The sequence below is a fragment of the Enterobacter sp. RCC_40 genome (assembly GCF_041360735.1).
In the GTDB taxonomy this organism is placed as follows: domain Bacteria; phylum Pseudomonadota; class Gammaproteobacteria; order Enterobacterales; family Enterobacteriaceae; genus Enterobacter; species Enterobacter ludwigii.
In genome coordinates, this window is sequence record NZ_JBFUPR010000001.1 from 1,176,384 (window position 1) to 1,190,781 (window position 14,398).

Annotated in this window: 14 protein-coding genes; 8 read left to right on the forward strand and 6 right to left on the reverse strand. The window is 56.5% G+C overall.

The genetic code is table 11. The annotated features are described in order from the left end of the window. Nucleotides 1-32: 32 nt before the first annotated feature. The gene (locus tag AB6731_RS05465; protein WP_014169951.1) at nt 33-500 is read left to right on the forward strand and encodes a DUF1348 family protein; all 468 of its coding nucleotides are present in this window, start codon (nt 33-35) and stop codon (nt 498-500) included. A gap of 111 nt (nt 501-611) precedes the next feature. Here the strand turns inward: AB6731_RS05465 and AB6731_RS05470 are convergent, their stop codons facing one another. From AB6731_RS05470 to AB6731_RS05480, 3 genes are all read right to left on the reverse strand, one after another. Continuing rightward, on the reverse strand, nt 612-1,151 hold the full coding sequence (locus AB6731_RS05470; protein ID WP_371005998.1) for an ester cyclase: 540 nt from the start codon (nt 1,149-1,151) through the stop codon (nt 612-614). Nucleotides 1,152-1,224: 73 nt separating this feature from the next. Further along, on the reverse strand, nt 1,225-1,947 hold the full coding sequence (locus tag AB6731_RS05475) for an SDR family oxidoreductase (RefSeq protein ID WP_244047960.1): 723 nt from the start codon (nt 1,945-1,947) through the stop codon (nt 1,225-1,227). Then, nucleotides 1,944-3,056 carry an alkene reductase gene (locus AB6731_RS05480; RefSeq protein ID WP_185791239.1) on the reverse strand — a complete coding sequence of 371 codons (1,113 nt, stop codon included), beginning with the start codon at nt 3,054-3,056 and terminating at the stop codon, nt 1,944-1,946. The genes AB6731_RS05475 and AB6731_RS05480 overlap by 4 nt, the downstream gene beginning before the upstream one ends. Before the next feature lie 99 nt (nt 3,057-3,155). Here AB6731_RS05480 and AB6731_RS05485 point away from each other — a divergent pair, with 99 nt between their 5' ends. Beyond that, nucleotides 3,156-4,091 carry a LysR family transcriptional regulator gene (locus AB6731_RS05485; protein ID WP_371005999.1) on the forward strand — a complete coding sequence of 312 codons (936 nt, stop codon included), beginning with the start codon at nt 3,156-3,158 and terminating at the stop codon, nt 4,089-4,091. 36 nt (nt 4,092-4,127) lie between these two features. Here the strand turns inward: AB6731_RS05485 and AB6731_RS05490 are convergent, their stop codons facing one another. Beyond that, nucleotides 4,128-4,496, reverse strand: a complete 369-nt coding sequence (locus AB6731_RS05490) for a MerR family transcriptional regulator (RefSeq protein WP_020884230.1) — start codon at nt 4,494-4,496, stop codon at nt 4,128-4,130. Between the two features lie 96 nt (nt 4,497-4,592). Here AB6731_RS05490 and AB6731_RS05495 point away from each other — a divergent pair, with 96 nt between their 5' ends. The 4 genes from AB6731_RS05495 (at nt 4,593) to AB6731_RS05510 (ending at nt 10,539) form a co-directional block, all read left to right on the forward strand. After that, entirely contained in the window at nt 4,593-5,411 is an 819-nt protein-coding gene (locus AB6731_RS05495; RefSeq protein WP_371006001.1) for an SDR family NAD(P)-dependent oxidoreductase, read from the forward strand. Nucleotides 5,412-5,684: 273 nt separating this feature from the next. Continuing rightward, nucleotides 5,685-6,299, forward strand: a complete 615-nt coding sequence (locus AB6731_RS05500; RefSeq protein WP_371006002.1) for a TetR/AcrR family transcriptional regulator — start codon at nt 5,685-5,687, stop codon at nt 6,297-6,299. Nucleotides 6,300-6,373: 74 nt separating this feature from the next. Beyond that, complete coding sequence (locus tag AB6731_RS05505) at nt 6,374-7,483, forward strand: efflux RND transporter periplasmic adaptor subunit (protein WP_371006004.1); 1,110 nt, start codon at nt 6,374-6,376, stop codon at nt 7,481-7,483. Beyond that, a complete protein-coding gene (locus AB6731_RS05510) occupies nt 7,480-10,539 on the forward strand; it encodes an efflux RND transporter permease subunit (RefSeq protein ID WP_063156026.1) in 3,060 nt (1,019 codons plus the stop codon). The genes AB6731_RS05505 and AB6731_RS05510 overlap by 4 nt, the downstream gene beginning before the upstream one ends. On the opposite strand, the gene AB6731_RS05515 is transcribed toward AB6731_RS05510, so the two are convergent. Further along, nucleotides 10,462-11,442 carry a LysR family transcriptional regulator gene (locus tag AB6731_RS05515; RefSeq protein ID WP_371006006.1) on the reverse strand — a complete coding sequence of 327 codons (981 nt, stop codon included), beginning with the start codon at nt 11,440-11,442 and terminating at the stop codon, nt 10,462-10,464. The genes AB6731_RS05510 and AB6731_RS05515 overlap by 78 nt on opposite strands. A gap of 128 nt (nt 11,443-11,570) precedes the next feature. On the opposite strand from AB6731_RS05515, the gene AB6731_RS05520 reads away from it, so the two are divergent. Continuing rightward, nucleotides 11,571-12,965: an amidohydrolase family protein gene (locus tag AB6731_RS05520; RefSeq protein WP_371006008.1), complete on the forward strand. Its 1,395-nt coding sequence runs from the start codon at nt 11,571-11,573 to the stop codon at nt 12,963-12,965. On the opposite strand, the gene AB6731_RS05525 is transcribed toward AB6731_RS05520, so the two are convergent. Further along, nucleotides 12,962-13,249: a DUF1330 domain-containing protein gene (locus AB6731_RS05525; protein ID WP_014169939.1), complete on the reverse strand. Its 288-nt coding sequence runs from the start codon at nt 13,247-13,249 to the stop codon at nt 12,962-12,964. The two genes, AB6731_RS05520 and AB6731_RS05525, sit on opposite strands and share 4 nt — an antisense overlap. A gap of 149 nt (nt 13,250-13,398) precedes the next feature. On the opposite strand from AB6731_RS05525, the gene AB6731_RS05530 reads away from it, so the two are divergent. Then, a complete protein-coding gene (locus tag AB6731_RS05530) occupies nt 13,399-14,304 on the forward strand; it encodes a LysR family transcriptional regulator (RefSeq protein WP_014169938.1) in 906 nt (301 codons plus the stop codon). Nucleotides 14,305-14,398: the final 94 nt, after the last annotated feature.

The following is a 14,398-nucleotide window of genomic DNA, read 5'->3' on the forward strand; positions in this document are numbered from 1 at the left end:
TGTCTACCTAATACCAACCAGAGGTAGCCGAAATGAACACACGCCCCCCTTTACCGCCTTTTACGCGTGAAAGTGCCATCGAAAAAGTCAGACTGGCAGAAGATGGCTGGAACAGTCGCGACCCGGCCAAAATCGCACTTGCCTATTCGCTGGATACCCAGTGGCGAAACCGCGCGGAGTTTGCCACCAACCGTCAGGAAGCGCAGGCATTCCTGGAGCGCAAATGGAAAAAAGAGCTGGATTATCGTCTGATCAAAGAGCTGTGGGCATTTACGGAAAACCGTATCGCCGTGCGCTATGCCTATGAATGGCATGATGATTCAGGCAACTGGTATCGGTCTTACGGTAATGAAAACTGGGAATTCGAGCCGGATGGTCTGATGAAGCGCCGCTTCGCCTGCATCAACGATATGCCGATAAAAGCGTCTGAGCGCCTGTTTCACTGGCCGCTGGGCAGACGTCCTGATGACCACCCTTCACTGAGCGACCTGGGGCTGTAGGTTTCATCAGGATCATGCTTCGCCATTACGGGGGGTTATACGCTCCGGGTAACCTTTCGGTTACCCGGGCGGGCTTATCTTTTACACCACGAAAAAGAGGCAGACTATTATTTAAATCACACCCAACTGTTTCATCAGCGTCAGGTTATCTTCAATATGCCAGTTGGACACTATTTTACCGTTGCCGATCTCATAGATATCCGTCGCGATAAAATCAACGTTTTGACCCTGCCCTTTTATTTTGCCAAATGTCCCGCTGAAATGACCGTGGAAATGCAAATGGGACACGACACGATTCCCCGTAACGATCATTTGTTCCACCTCGCAGCGTAAATCCGGCACCGCGGTGCGAAATGCCCTCGAGGCCATAATGGCGCCCTCTGGCCCCTGTTTACGGCCTTCCGGTGGGGTTTTATCCACAAAATTAACCGCCAGCGCTTCCCGCGCCAGAGACTCTTTGCCGGTATCCCAGAACGTGGCATACGTAACGGCCGCATTTTCGCTCGCCGTTAATTGCGTTTGCGACAGCGTGTTATCCACGATAAGAAGATTCGGTTTCACCCGGTCGCTCTGGGCCGAATAAGCCACACCGGATACGCCAGCCAGAATTAACGCCAGCACAGCTGGACGTGCATATGTTGAATATTGCATAAACGCTTACAACCTGAGATTACGTTTTCCGCCAGCATGTTCACTGCCGGAATCAATTCGGATCAACGCGGGGTCAGTTAAGTAATGCCCCGCCCTCAATATCAATCACCGAGCCCGTAACAAAGGCATTATCGATGGCAAAGAGATAGCCCTGAGCGACGTCTTCCGCTCGTCCCCACGCTTTAGCGGGCAACGTCTGTGCTGCAACAGTCAGCATTTTTTCCCGCGCAGCCGCATCCATCCCGGCGTGGGCTTCGGTATCGGTCAGACCCGGGCTGATGACGTTTACGCGACGCGGTGAAAGCTCTTTTGCCAGCACTTTTGTTGCCGCCTCGATGGCGGCGTTCATGGTGGTTTTGACTATGGCACCGGCTACCACGCGGCGTGCAACAAATCCGCTGGTCAGCGTCAGCGTACCGCGGGGCGAAATATTCCCGCTCAGATATCTGGCGACGTGCATGCTGCCCCAAAATTTGGTATCAAAAGCCAGTCTCGCTGCGCCAGGGTCGAGGGTCGAAAGCGGCCCTCCCGGTGCCTGAGAGCCGGCCGTGACAATAATATTGTCGACCTCACCCAGCGTTTCGCTTAACGCGATCACCTCTGCTTCATTGCTAATATCGAGGACGAGGGTCTCAACAGAGGCGGGAGATGGACTGAGCCGCGCGCGGGCAGCGTTCAGTTTCTCTTTATTGCGTCCCACGAGAATAATGTCGTCGCCGCGTGCTGCCAGGGCACGTGCTACAGCAAAACCAATACCGGACGCGCCGCCAATAATTAACGTTTTACGGGTCATCATTTTTCCTCACACAGGTTGTAAGTGGGGTAATCGGTATACCCCACCGCTGTACCACCAAAGAGCGTGGCGGGATCGCTGACGTCATTCAGCGGCCAGTGATGCGCCAGCCGCTGTGGTAAATCGGGGTTGGCAATAAACGGGCGTCCAAACGCAATCAAATCGGCATACCCTGCTGCGAGGATTTTTTCCGCCTTTTCAGGGGTATAATTTCCCGCCACGATCAGGGTGCCGCGGAATGTTTCGCGCAGTTTTTTGCGGAAACTTTCCGGAACCTGTGGCGCATCATCCCAGTCGGCTTCCGCCAGGTGAATAAACGCAATGCCTCGTTGCTGGCACCAGGCCGCGAGGGCGAGAATGGCTTCGATGACCTGCGGATCGTTCATTCCCCGCTGTGTAATAAACGGCGAAAGCCGGATACCGGTGCGCTCAGCGCCAATGGCCTGCGCAATGGCATCGAGCACCTCCTGCGCGAAGCGGATCCGGTTCACGAGACTGCCGCCATACTCATCCGTGCGGATGTTTGACGTAGATCTCAGGAACTGATCAATCAGATAGCCGTTTCCGCCGTGCACCTCCACGCCATCAAACCCGGCCTGAACGGCATTGAGCGCCGCCTGTCGGTACTGTTCGACGACGCGCACGATCTCTTTTCGCGACAGCACGCGTGGCGTCGGGCAGTCAACCATTTGACCTTCGCCATGTTCATTCACCACCCATACTTTCGCATCGGGTGCCAGCGCGGAGGGCGCGACGGGCAGTCCGTCTTCGTGAAAACGGGCATGAGACATCCGCCCCACGTGCCAGAGCTGGGAAAAAATCACCCCTCCCGCCTGATGGACCGCGCCGGTAGTGAGTTGCCACCCCGCAACCTGCTCTGGCGTATGGATCCCCGGAGTCCATGAATAGCCCTGGCCCTGAGGCGAGATCTGCGTGGCTTCGGTGATGATTAAGCCCGCGCTGGCCCGCTGTCGGTAATATTCAGCCATCAGCGTCGAGGGAATATTTCCCGGCTGAAGAGCGCGGGCACGGGTCATGGGTGCCATGACGATGCGATTTTTCAGGTTGAGATCCCCTAACCTGTAGCGTTCAAAAAGTGAGGTCTGGTTCATCTGGACGTCCCTTGTGGTTACGATGAAATCACTTTACAGGCGGCATCTGATTTTGATAATTACACTAAAATCAGATGCACTTTTCGGTAAATATGAATAATGGGTAAACTCGAAGATATGGCGCTGCTGGTTGAAGTGGCCGAGGCTGGCGGGCTTTCCGCCGCTGGCCGCCGCCTGTCACTTTCCCCGGCCACCATGACCTCCCGCCTCAAAGCGATTGAAGAACGCTACCAGACGCGCCTGTTTCACCGTTCCACGCGGGCTATCTCCCTCACCCGTGCGGGCGAAGAGTTTTACCATGCTGCACTGCGCGTGCTGGAAGAGATGCATCATGCCGAGTCGTTACTGGCACAAAAAGAGGGCGTGCTCAGCGGCAACATTCGTCTTTCCGCCCCCTCTGACTTTGGCAGGCAGTATCTCAGCCCCGCCGTCATGGCATTTTCCCGCCTGCATCCGGAAATCAAATTTTTCATTTACTTAAGAGAACACGTAGAGGATCTGGTCGCTAACCGGCTGGATATGAGCATTCGCTTCGGCAACCTGCCGGACAGCAGCCTGGTGGTCAGAAATATCCGTCCCAATCACCGGGTGCTGGTCGCGTCAGCAGCGTATCTTAACGACCAAGGTATCCCTGCCTCCTGTGACGCGCTGACGGACCACCGCTGTCTGGCGCTGGAGTCGCAAGGGGTGGTGATGAATGAATGGCGGTTTGAGGTTGAGGGGAAAGAGCGCGTCGTTCGCGTAGAGCCTGCCATGGTCTGTGATGACGGAGCGCTGCTTCGTCAGTGGGCCCTCGACGGGGCTGGCATTGTGGGCAAATCGTGGTGGGACGTGAAGGACGATGTCGAGAAAGGTAGGCTGAAAGTGTTGCTTGCCGGGAGCTTCACCGGCTTTAGCCGGTTTGATCGCAAAGATGTCGGGCTACAGTTTGTCTACCCGCAACGGAAACTCCAGCCGCTTCAGGTCACCGCATTTAGCCAGTTTTTTATCGACTGGCTTAAAAAGACTGAACGCGGTGAGCTGATGACGTCGTGAAGCCGCCGGTTGCGTTAACCGGCCCGCGTCGGCCGTTTAAAATACATCAACACACGGCTGACCGACTTTATGAAGGGCATCGGTCAAGCGGGTCCGAAGTTCATTCAGCGCCGCTTCTTTCTCCGCCAGTTGCGCCAGTTTGCGCCGCAAAGCGGCCTGTTTTTCCTCCGCGGTAAAGCGGTCATCAACCCAGACCGCCAGAACATCGGCGATTTCAGCCAGGGTAAACCCCAGCATTTTGGCATGCCCGATCAGCTTCAGCCGTTGTAAATCCACAGCCGAGTAGACTTTGTAGTTATTACTGCCGTTTGGCTGCGGAATTTTTTCCAGCAAGCCCGCCCTTTCATAATAACGCACCGTCTCTTTCGATAACCCTGTTCTGGCACACAGCTCGCCGATCCTCATCGCGTCGTTCTCACTTTGTAAAAATCACGCTTGACCGTGTACCTGAGTACACGGTTTATCCTGTGCCGCACAGACAGGGAAAACGGGATGTATGTTATGAATTCTTTTGATTATACAGGAAAAACAGCACTGGTTACCGGTGCATCCTCGGGCATCGGACGGGAGTTCGCCCGCCAGCTCGCGGCCCGTGGCGTGGGGTTGATCCTGGTTGCCCGCTCCGAGGCAACGCTGCAGGCGCTTGCGGCTGAGCTTCAGAAAACGCACGGCGTATCACTCACCGTTATCGTGCAGGACTTAACGCTGCCTGAGGCCATTACCCACATTGTGGAACGGCTGGAAGCGTTACGGCTTTATCCCGATATTTTGATTAATAGCGCGGGGTTTGCCACCTACGGGCGATTTGAAAAGCTATCTCTGGCGCGCCAGCGTGAAGAGATCAACGTCAACTGCTTCGCTCCCGTGGCGCTCGCGCACGCCCTGCTGCCCGCGATGCTGCGTAAAGGTTCAGGCGTGATGATTAACGTGGCCTCAACCGCTGCCATGCAACCGGATCCGTATATGGCAATTTATGGGGCAACAAAGGCATTTTTACTCTCCTTTTCGAACGCGCTGTGGGGAGAATACCGCGCTCACGGCATCCGCGTGCTGGCGCTTTGCCCCGGCGCAACGGATACCGCCTTTTTTGAGGTGGTGAACGCCGAGGAAGCGTCAGTGGGCAAAAGAATGCCAGCGCAGAACGTGGTCGCGCTGGCGTTACGGGCCGTGGATACGCAACGCAACACGCTGATCCCCGGCTGCGGTAACTGGCTGCTGGGCCAGTTACACCGGTTTGTCACCCGCCGACGTCTGGCGATCATTGCTGAAAAAGTATTACGACCTAAGCCCGCCGGTCAGGGGACGCACTCAGACGCATAATCCCGTTCAGGTCAAAGCGTGACGTTTCAGTGCCGCGCAATTGCACTGAAACGCGCGCAACCTCTCGCAAAGACTGACAATATCCCGCGAAAAACAGTGATACACTTAGCCGACCTGGTTGATGATGCAGTCTTAACGGCTCAGGGCTAACGAGTATTATCCCTCGGGTTCCACAGACGACTGTGCATGTGCCATCTGCCCACTCAACCATGTGACCCAATTACCAAATGGTCACACGTTGTCAATCGGAGCCTGTCACGCTAAGCTGAAATAATGACTAAAGACATAAACACCCCATCCACACGTGGTCCACTCGATCACACGGTCCGAGAGCAAATCGTCGAAGCTGCGTATGAGCATTTCGGCCATTACGGCTATGAAAAAACCACCGTCGCCGAACTTGCCAAAGCCATCGGTTTTTCAAAAGCCTATATCTATAAATTTTTTGATTCCAAGCAGGCAATCGGCGAGGTCATCTGCGCGAACCGTCTTGATATGATCATGGCGGCGGTCAATGCAGCCATCGCTGATGCGCCATCCGCAAGCGAAAAGCTGCGTCGTCTGTTCAGGGCGCTCACCGAGGCGGGAAGTGAACTGTTTTTCCATGAGCGTAAACTCTACGACATCGCCGCCGTTGCCGCGCGGGACAAGTGGCCTTCAACCGAAAGGTATTCAGAACGTCTGCTGAAGCTGATTGAGAGCATTGTTGTCGAGGGCAGAAAAGCCGGTGAGTTCGAGAGAAAAACCCCTCTGGACGAAGCTACACTGGCGATCTATATGGTGATGTGCCCTTTCATTAACCCTGTTCAGCTACAGTACAACCTTGAAGCCGCCCCGACCGCGGCGGTTGTCCTCTCCTCTCTGATTTTGCGAAGCCTGGCCCCCTGATTAGTGACCATTGACTTTATTGGTCACTAGAATGAGAATGCGGATACCGTCCTGTTAATGTAATAAGGGTTCCCATGCTCAGGCTTCATTCAGCCCGCCTTGCCGTATGCCTCCTGCCGTTTGCCCTGGTGGCATGCGGCGATAACCACGCCAGTGACGATCCGCGCACGCAGCCACCGCTTGTCAGGTTTGCGTCCGTGATCCCTGCGAACGAGACGTCACGCGCCTTTACCGGCGTGGTGGTGGCAAGAACGCAAAGTGATTTAGGCTTCAGGGTGCAGGGCAAAATTCTCGAACGTCTTGTCGATACGGGTCAAACCGTTAAGCAGGGCCAGCCTTTAATGCGTCTGGATCCTGTTGATCTGAAATTACAGGCGCAGGCCCAGCAGCGAGCGGTGGATGCTGCCCAGGCGCGCGCACGTAAAGCGTCCAGCGATGAGGCGCGTTATCGCGGCCTTGTGGCATCCGGTGCAGTGTCGGCGTCGGAATACGACCAGATTAAAGCCGCAGCCGACAGCGCCAGAGCGGAGCTCAGCGCTGCCCGGGCACAGGCAGGCGTGGCGCAAAACGCCACCGGTTATGCCGTGCTACTTGCCGATTCAGACGGCGTGGTAATGGAGACGCTTGCCGAGCCTGGACAGGTGGTCAGCGCCGGGCAGGCGGTGATCCGTCTGGCCCGCGCGGGGCAGCGCGAGGCGCTGGTCCAGTTGCCGGAAACCCTGCGCCCTGCCGTAGGAAGTACAGCCCTGGCAACGCTCTACGGTAACGAAAAACAGCCCGTTAGCGCGAAGCTGCGCCTGCTGTCTGATTCAGCCGATGCGACCACCCGTACCTTTGAGGCCCGATACGTGCTGAACGGCGCGCTGGCGAACGCGCCGCTGGGGGCGACCGTGACGCTGAGCATCGAACACGGCAAAGGCGACAGCCGGGTGATGCAGGTTCCTCTGGCGTCTCTCTACGATGCGGGGAAAGGGCCTGGCGTCTGGCGTATTTCCGCTCAGCCGACAAAAGTCGTCTGGCGGCCTGTCAGGGTGCTTAGCGTAGGGGATGATATCGCCAGAGTGACCGGCGGCGTGCAGCCCGGAGAGAAGATTGTTGCGTTAGGCGTCCATCTTCTGCACGAAGGCGAAGCGGTCCGGCTGGCGGAACAGCGCGATGCCACTCAGGCGGGGATGACACCATGAGTGGAGGTCGTTTCAACCTGTCAGCGCTTGCGGTACGCGAGCGCTCGGTCACGCTGTTCTTGATTATTCTGGTTACCCTTGCCGGTATTTTCTCGTTTTTTGGCCTTGGCCGCGCGGAAGATCCCCCCTTCACGGTTAAGCAAATGACGGTTATCACCGTCTGGCCCGGTGCAACCGCACAGGAAATTCAGGATCAGGTCGCCGAGCCGCTGGAAAAACGTCTGCAGGAACTCAAATGGTATGACCGCACGGAAACGTATACCCGCCCCGGTATGGCGTTTATCACGCTGTCATTGCAGGACAAAACCCCGCCTTCTCAGGTTCAGGAAGAGTTTTACCAGGCGCGAAAGAAACTGGGGGATGAAACCAAAAACCTTCCGGCAGGCGTCATGGGGCCGATGATCAATGACGAGTTTTCCGATGTCACCTTTGCCCTTTTTGCACTGAAAGCGAAAGGCGAACCACAGCGTCTGTTAGTGCGTGACGCCGAAGCCCTGCGCCAGCAGCTTTTGCACGTTCCAGGTGTAAAGAAAGTGAACATCATCGGGGAACAGGCCGAGCGGATTTACATCTCCTTCTCGCATGACCGTCTGGCAACACTGGGGCTCTCCCCGCAGGATATTTTCACCACGCTCAACAGCCAGAACGCATTAACCGCGGCGGGCTCGATTGAAACGCGCGGGGCGCAAATCTTTATCCGCCTCGACGGCGCTTTCGATAAATTGCAGAAGATCCGCGATACGCCCCTTATCGCGCAGGGCAAAACGCTCCGGCTGTCCGACGTGGCAACGGTTGAACGAGGGTATGAAGATCCACCGACACTGCAGATCCGTAACCAGCAAGAACCCACCCTGCTGCTCGGTATTGTCATGCGTGAAGGCTGGAACGGCCTGGCGCTGGGTAAAGCGCTGGATGCAGAAACGGCAAACATCAATGCGAATATGCCTCTGGGGATGACCCTGACGAAAGTCACCGATCAGTCGGTGAATATCCGCTCGTCGGTCGATGAGTTCATGATCAAGTTCTTCGTCGCCCTGCTGGTGGTGATGGTGGTGTGTTTTGTCAGTATGGGGTGGCGCGTGGGCATCGTTGTCGCGGCGGCAGTGCCGCTGACGCTGGCGGTCGTTTTTGTCGTGATGGAAGCCTCCGGTATAAACTTCGACCGCGTTACCCTGGGCTCCCTTATTCTTGCCCTCGGCTTACTGGTTGATGATGCCATTATCGCCATCGAAATGATGGTGGTAAAAATGGAGGAAGGCTACGACAGAATCAAAGCCTCCGCCTACGCCTGGAGCCATACCGCCGCGCCAATGCTGGCCGGAACCCTGGTGACAGCCATCGGGTTTATGCCGAATGGTTTTGCGCAGTCAACCGCCGGGGAGTACACCAGCAATATGTTCTGGGTAGTCGGCCTCGCCCTGATAGCTTCGTGGTTTGTGGCGGTGGTGTTCACCCCTTATCTGGGCGTCAAAATTCTGCCGGACATCGCAAAAGTCGAAGGCGGTCATGCCGCCATCTATGACACCCCGCGCTATAACCGTTTTCGTCATACCCTGAGCCGCGTGATCGCCCGAAAATGGATCGTCGCCGCGTCCGTCGTGGCCATCTTCACCCTCGCAGTACTGGGGATGGGGCTGGTTAAAAAACAGTTTTTCCCGACGTCCGACCGCCCCGAGGTGCTGGTGGAAGTGCAGATGCCGTATGGCACATCGATTGAGCAAACCAGCGCCGCCACCGCGAAAATCGAAGCGTGGCTGCGCAAACAGCCTGAAGCCAGCATCGTCACCGCCTACATTGGCCAGGGTTCGCCGCGTTTTTATCTGGCGATGGCCCCTGAGTTGCCCGATCCCTCTTTCGCGAAGGTTGTCGTCATGACGGACAGCGAGAAGTCACGCGAGGCGCTTAAGTTCCGCCTTCGCGAAGCGGTAGCCCGCGGGCTGGCTCCGGAGGCACGCGTGCGGGTAACGCAGCTGGTGTTCGGGCCTTATTCTCCCTTCCCGGTCGCCTGGCGAGTAATGGGACCGGATGTCAATAAACTGCGTGACATTGCAGATAACGTCAAAGGTGTGCTGCAGGCCAGTCCGATGATGAGAACCGTCAATACCGACTGGGGTTCACGCGTACCGACCCTGCATTTCACCCTCGATCAGAACCGCCTGCAGGCTACCGGTTTAACATCGAACGCCGTTGCCCAGCAGCTTCAGTTCCTGCTGTCGGGCGTTCCCATCACCTCCGTGCGGGAAGATATTCGCTCGGTACAGGTTACGGGCCGCGCCGCGGGTGATATCCGTCTTGATCCGGCGAAGATAGAGGGCTTTACCCTGGTGGGTAACGCCGGACAACGCGTTCCGCTGTCACAAATCGGGGAGATTGAGATCCGAATGGAAGATCCGCTGTTGCGCCGCCGCGATCGTACGCCCACGATTACCGTGCGGGGAGACATTGCCGAAAACCTTCAGCCCCCGGATGTGTCAACCGCCATCATGAAACAGCTGCAACCCATTGTTGATTCGCTTCCACCTGGCTATCGCATCGAAATGGCGGGATCGATTGAGGAATCCGGCAAAGCCACCCAGGCCATGGCCCCGCTGTTCCCCATCATGATTGCCCTGACGCTGCTGATAATCATTCTGCAGGTGCGTTCACTCTCGGCCATGGTCATGGTATTCCTGACCGCACCGCTGGGGCTTATTGGTGTGGTTCCTACACTGCTGCTTTTCAATCAGCCATTTGGCATCAATGCCCTCGTCGGCCTGATCGCGCTTTCGGGGATCCTGATGCGAAACACGCTGATTCTCATTGGTCAAATCGATCACAACCAGAAGGACGGTCTCGATCCGTTCCATGCCGTGGTTGAGGCGACCGTACAGCGCGCGAGGCCGGTCTTACTGACAGCCATGGCCGCCGTGCTGGCGTTCATTCCCCTGACGCACTCCGTGTTCTGGGGAACGCTGGCCTACACGCTGATTGGCGGAACGCTAGGGGGAACCATTATTACCCTCGTCTTCCTGCCAGCGATGTATGCGATCTGGTTTCGGATCAAGCCCGCCGCCTGACGGTGCCGGGCTGGCGTCCGGGATAAGCCCGGCAATCCAGTCTGCAAAGGCACGCACTGCGGGAGAGAGAAAACGCTGATGGGGATAAAGCAACGTGACGGGCACCGAAGGCGGTTGCCAGTCAGCCAGAACCTCAACCAGCCTTCCCTCCCGCAGATGCGCTGAGACAATACTCTCAGCCAGCTGCGCCAGCCCGAAACCTTCAAGGCACATGTTGATATAAAGCCCGGTGGCATTTACGGCCGCTTCGCCGCGAACAGGGATGGAGACGGTCTCTGTCCCGCGGACAAAGCGTAACGCATCCGCCCGTCGGGTCTGATCGGAAAAATAGTGTATCGCCCGATGCTGTGATAAGTCGTCTGGCGAGCGGGGAGTACCGAACTTCCTGAGATAGTCCGGTGAGGCACAGGTCACCCAGCGAAACCGGCCCAAAGGACGGGCAACAAGAGTCGAGCTATTCAGATCCCCCGTTCGGATCACACAGTCCACCCCCTCCTGCACCAGATCAACCTGCCGATCGTTGACGCCCAACATCAGGTAGATATCCGGATAAAGCCGGTAAAAATCTTTCAGGTGAGGCATCACGATGAAATCCGCGATCCCGCCCGGCATGTCCACCAGCAAGCGTCCCTGCGGGCGCCGGACTGACGCCGTCAGGCTCGTTTCCGCATGCTCGATTAACGCCAGTATTTCCTGGCATTGCGCCAGATACTGCACACCTTCAGCGGTGAGGCTCACCCGCCTTGTCGTTCTGTTAAGCAGGCGCACCTGGAGGTAACTCTCCAGATTTTTTATGCTGCTGGTGACCGTTGACGAAGGAAGAGAAAGCGTTTCGGCTGCGCGGACAAAGCTTCCGGCCTGCGCTACCCGCATGAAGATCTGCATTGCCTGAATACGATCCATTTTTTCTCCCCCGACCGTCGCTCACATTATTCTTCGTAGATTATGAATAATGAAAACACGTTAAGCATCTTTTTCGCCGTAATCGGGTGGCGTAATTTCTCACCCATGAAGAGACAAAGGACAAGAAGATGAGCGATTACCTGAGAAATATGATTAACAATCAAAGCATAACTCCACCCGCCACGTTGATTAAGGGCGCAACCCTGCTCAGCATGGATGACAGGGTGGGTAATTTTGAGCGCGGAGATATCCTTATCGAAGGCGCAAAGATCGTCGCCATTGGTGAAAATCTTGCAGCAGAAGGCGCCCGCATAATAGATGCCACACATATGATTGCCATGCCGGGCCTGGTGGATACCCATCGCCATGCCTGGGAGGGACAACTGCGCCGCATTAACCCCGACGCCAAAACGCTTGAAGATTACTGCAACGCCACGCACTTCTCATTCGCCAGGTATTATCGCCCTGCCGATATTTATATCGGCAACCTGCTCACCGCCCTGGGGTGTATTGATGCCGGTATCACCACGGTGATTGATAATTCCCATAACAGCCGCACCGCTGCGCATTCGGACGCGGCCGTTGAGGCCCTGCTGGATGCGGGGATCCGCGCCGTACACGCTTCCGGTGCACCGGTGTCCGGAGAATGGGACCGCGCGCACTGGCCCGGTAACTGGCAGCGCCTGCAAGAAAAGTATTTCCAGAATAATCCTGAGAGTCTTGTTTCGCTGGCAGTCATGGCCCAGCTGGAGCCGGAGAGATGGCTGGAGGCCCGCAGGCTGGGGTTGCCAATCGTGACCGAATTCTTTGGGGGTGAAATGGCGTCGCAGCTTGAGGCGCTGCATCAGCAGGGGCTTCTGGGACCGGACAATATTTTTAATCACTGCACCGCACTGCCGGACGACGGATGGAAAATCCTGCGGGATGCGGGCGTACGCGTGAACGTCTGCCCCCGCTCCGATGCGCACTACGGTATCGAAGACGGCATGTTTGCCCTTCAGTCCGCGCTGCGCCACGGCATCAGCCCCGGCCTCAGCGTAGACAATGAAACGTCGTACAGCGGCGACATGTTTATGGAAATGCGCGTGGCTTTTTACCTCCAGCGCGTCATGGGCATGCATCAGCAGCACTGCTGTGGTTCAGCGCACACCGTAAATACGCTTCATACCCAACAGCTCCTGAAAGCAGCCACCGTCGATGGTGCGGCCTGTGCAGGGTTACAGGAGAGCATCGGCAGCCTGACGCCGGGTAAACAGGCCGACCTGGTGCTTATTAACGCCGGCGATCTCAACCTCTATCCGTCCGGCAATGCATTTGGCACGGTGGTCCATGCGGCAGAGCGCAGCAACATCCATACCGTCATGATTGCCGGACGAATCGTGAAGCAAGACGGCAACGTGCTGGGGGTAGACATCACCCGCCTTCGCGAGGCCATTGATGAATCACGTCATCATCTCTTTACCTCAGCCGGGTATGAGCCGGACATATTTGCTGACGCCTTCCTGCCGCTGGCGCAGGATTAAGCCCCTTCAACCACAACAAATGTCCCGGTTGCCGCCCCCGCGCGCAGCTTTCTGGCGGCCACGTACCCGGGACTGTTATAAAAACGTTTGGCCTCAGCATACGAATCAAACTCTAGAACGACATGGCGTTCATGCGCCTCCCCTTCGAGATTTTCATATTCCCCTGACCAGACGATGACCCGGGGGTTGAACCCCTGCAGCGCTTCCCCGGCAGCGTTCGCATATTCTGCATAGGCAGCAGGATCTGTGACGGTCACGTGGGCGATTAAATAACCTTTATTCATCTTCTTTATCCTTCCTGAGGACTGTTGCCGGTGGTGTAAAACGCATCAACCTGTTTGACAGCGTTACGCGGTATGAAGACACTCTATTAGTCATCAATAAGGGAATAAATCACCCAAAAAATAACGCACTGTTACCCGGAAGGTGAACAATGAAAAACCTGCATGCACTGACTATTTTTGCGCGCGTCGCAGAAATGCAGAGCTTTACTCAGGCGGCGGAGAGCCTGGGCATTAAGAAAGGCCGCGTTTCAACGGTCGTACGTGAGCTTGAGCATGACCTCGGGACGACGCTGTTGCACCGGACTACCCGCGCGGTACAGCTGACCGAAGACGGTCGGGCTTTTTATTCCCGCGCCCGGGATTTGTTGTCAGATGCAGAAGATCTCCAGTCCATGTTTGCGCCTGGCGGCATGTCACTGCGGGGACGTTTACGCGTCGATATGCCAGCAGTGTTGGCCCAAAGCGTAGTGATTCCCGCCCTGCCACAACTGCTGGACGCGCATCCTGAACTTGAAATAGAACTTTCAAGCACAGACCGGCGAGTCGATCTGGTTCAGGAAGGCTTTGACTGCGTCATTCGTTTTGGGCCCATTGTTGATGAGACCCTCATTGCCCGACCGCTGGGTCAGTTACGGATGATTAACGCCGCCAGCCCACGCTATCTGGAGCGCGTCGGGGTGCCCGAGACGATTGACGACCTGCTTCGTCAGGGACACCGTATGGTGCATTACATGCGAAATTTTGGTGCCAGGCCTGATGGCTGGCAGTACCCGGACGGTGATGGCTACCGGTCCGTCATGTTACCCGGCGCCGCGCGGGTCAACAGCGTACCGGCCTATCATGAAGCCGGGCTGGCGGGTCTGGGCTTAATTCAGGGCGGGTATTCCGCGCTGGCGCCCCATATCCAGCGCGGCGCGCTGGTTGAAGTGCTTCCCCATTTGCCTCCTGAACCGCTTAATGCCGCTTTCGTGGTCGCCCATCGGCGTAATTTATCGCAGCGTGTCAGAGCTTTTATGCACTGGACGGAAGTCATTTTAAAACCGTACTTTGATTAATATCCTGCTAAATATATTCACGCTAATTGTCGGAGGCGGGACGGCAATATTATCTCGGTGAGGGACGTTTCTTGTGAAAGGAATACACAACGCA

What these genes read in the sequence shown, in the direction of transcription:
- AB6731_RS05470 (WP_371005998.1), bottom strand. Translation starts at nt 1,151, where the DNA reads ATGCAATATTCAACATATGCACGTCCAGCTGTGCTGGCGTTAATTCTG.
- AB6731_RS05505 (WP_371006004.1), top strand. Translation starts at nt 6,374, where the DNA reads ATGCTCAGGCTTCATTCAGCCCGCCTTGCCGTATGCCTCCTGCCGTTT.
- AB6731_RS05510 (WP_063156026.1), top strand. Translation starts at nt 7,480, where the DNA reads ATGAGTGGAGGTCGTTTCAACCTGTCAGCGCTTGCGGTACGCGAGCGC.
- AB6731_RS05485 (WP_371005999.1), top strand. Translation starts at nt 3,156, where the DNA reads ATGGGTAAACTCGAAGATATGGCGCTGCTGGTTGAAGTGGCCGAGGCT.
- AB6731_RS05520 (WP_371006008.1), top strand. Translation starts at nt 11,571, where the DNA reads ATGAGCGATTACCTGAGAAATATGATTAACAATCAAAGCATAACTCCA.
- AB6731_RS05515 (WP_371006006.1), bottom strand. Translation starts at nt 11,442, where the DNA reads ATGGATCGTATTCAGGCAATGCAGATCTTCATGCGGGTAGCGCAGGCC.
- AB6731_RS05530 (WP_014169938.1), top strand. Translation starts at nt 13,399, where the DNA reads ATGAAAAACCTGCATGCACTGACTATTTTTGCGCGCGTCGCAGAAATG.
- AB6731_RS05500 (WP_371006002.1), top strand. Translation starts at nt 5,685, where the DNA reads ATGACTAAAGACATAAACACCCCATCCACACGTGGTCCACTCGATCAC.
- AB6731_RS05465 (WP_014169951.1), top strand. Translation starts at nt 33, where the DNA reads ATGAACACACGCCCCCCTTTACCGCCTTTTACGCGTGAAAGTGCCATC.
- AB6731_RS05525 (WP_014169939.1), bottom strand. Translation starts at nt 13,249, where the DNA reads ATGAATAAAGGTTATTTAATCGCCCACGTGACCGTCACAGATCCTGCT.
- AB6731_RS05490 (WP_020884230.1), bottom strand. Translation starts at nt 4,496, where the DNA reads ATGAGGATCGGCGAGCTGTGTGCCAGAACAGGGTTATCGAAAGAGACG.
- AB6731_RS05475 (WP_244047960.1), bottom strand. Translation starts at nt 1,947, where the DNA reads ATGATGACCCGTAAAACGTTAATTATTGGCGGCGCGTCCGGTATTGGT.
- AB6731_RS05495 (WP_371006001.1), top strand. Translation starts at nt 4,593, where the DNA reads ATGAATTCTTTTGATTATACAGGAAAAACAGCACTGGTTACCGGTGCA.
- AB6731_RS05480 (WP_185791239.1), bottom strand. Translation starts at nt 3,056, where the DNA reads ATGAACCAGACCTCACTTTTTGAACGCTACAGGTTAGGGGATCTCAAC.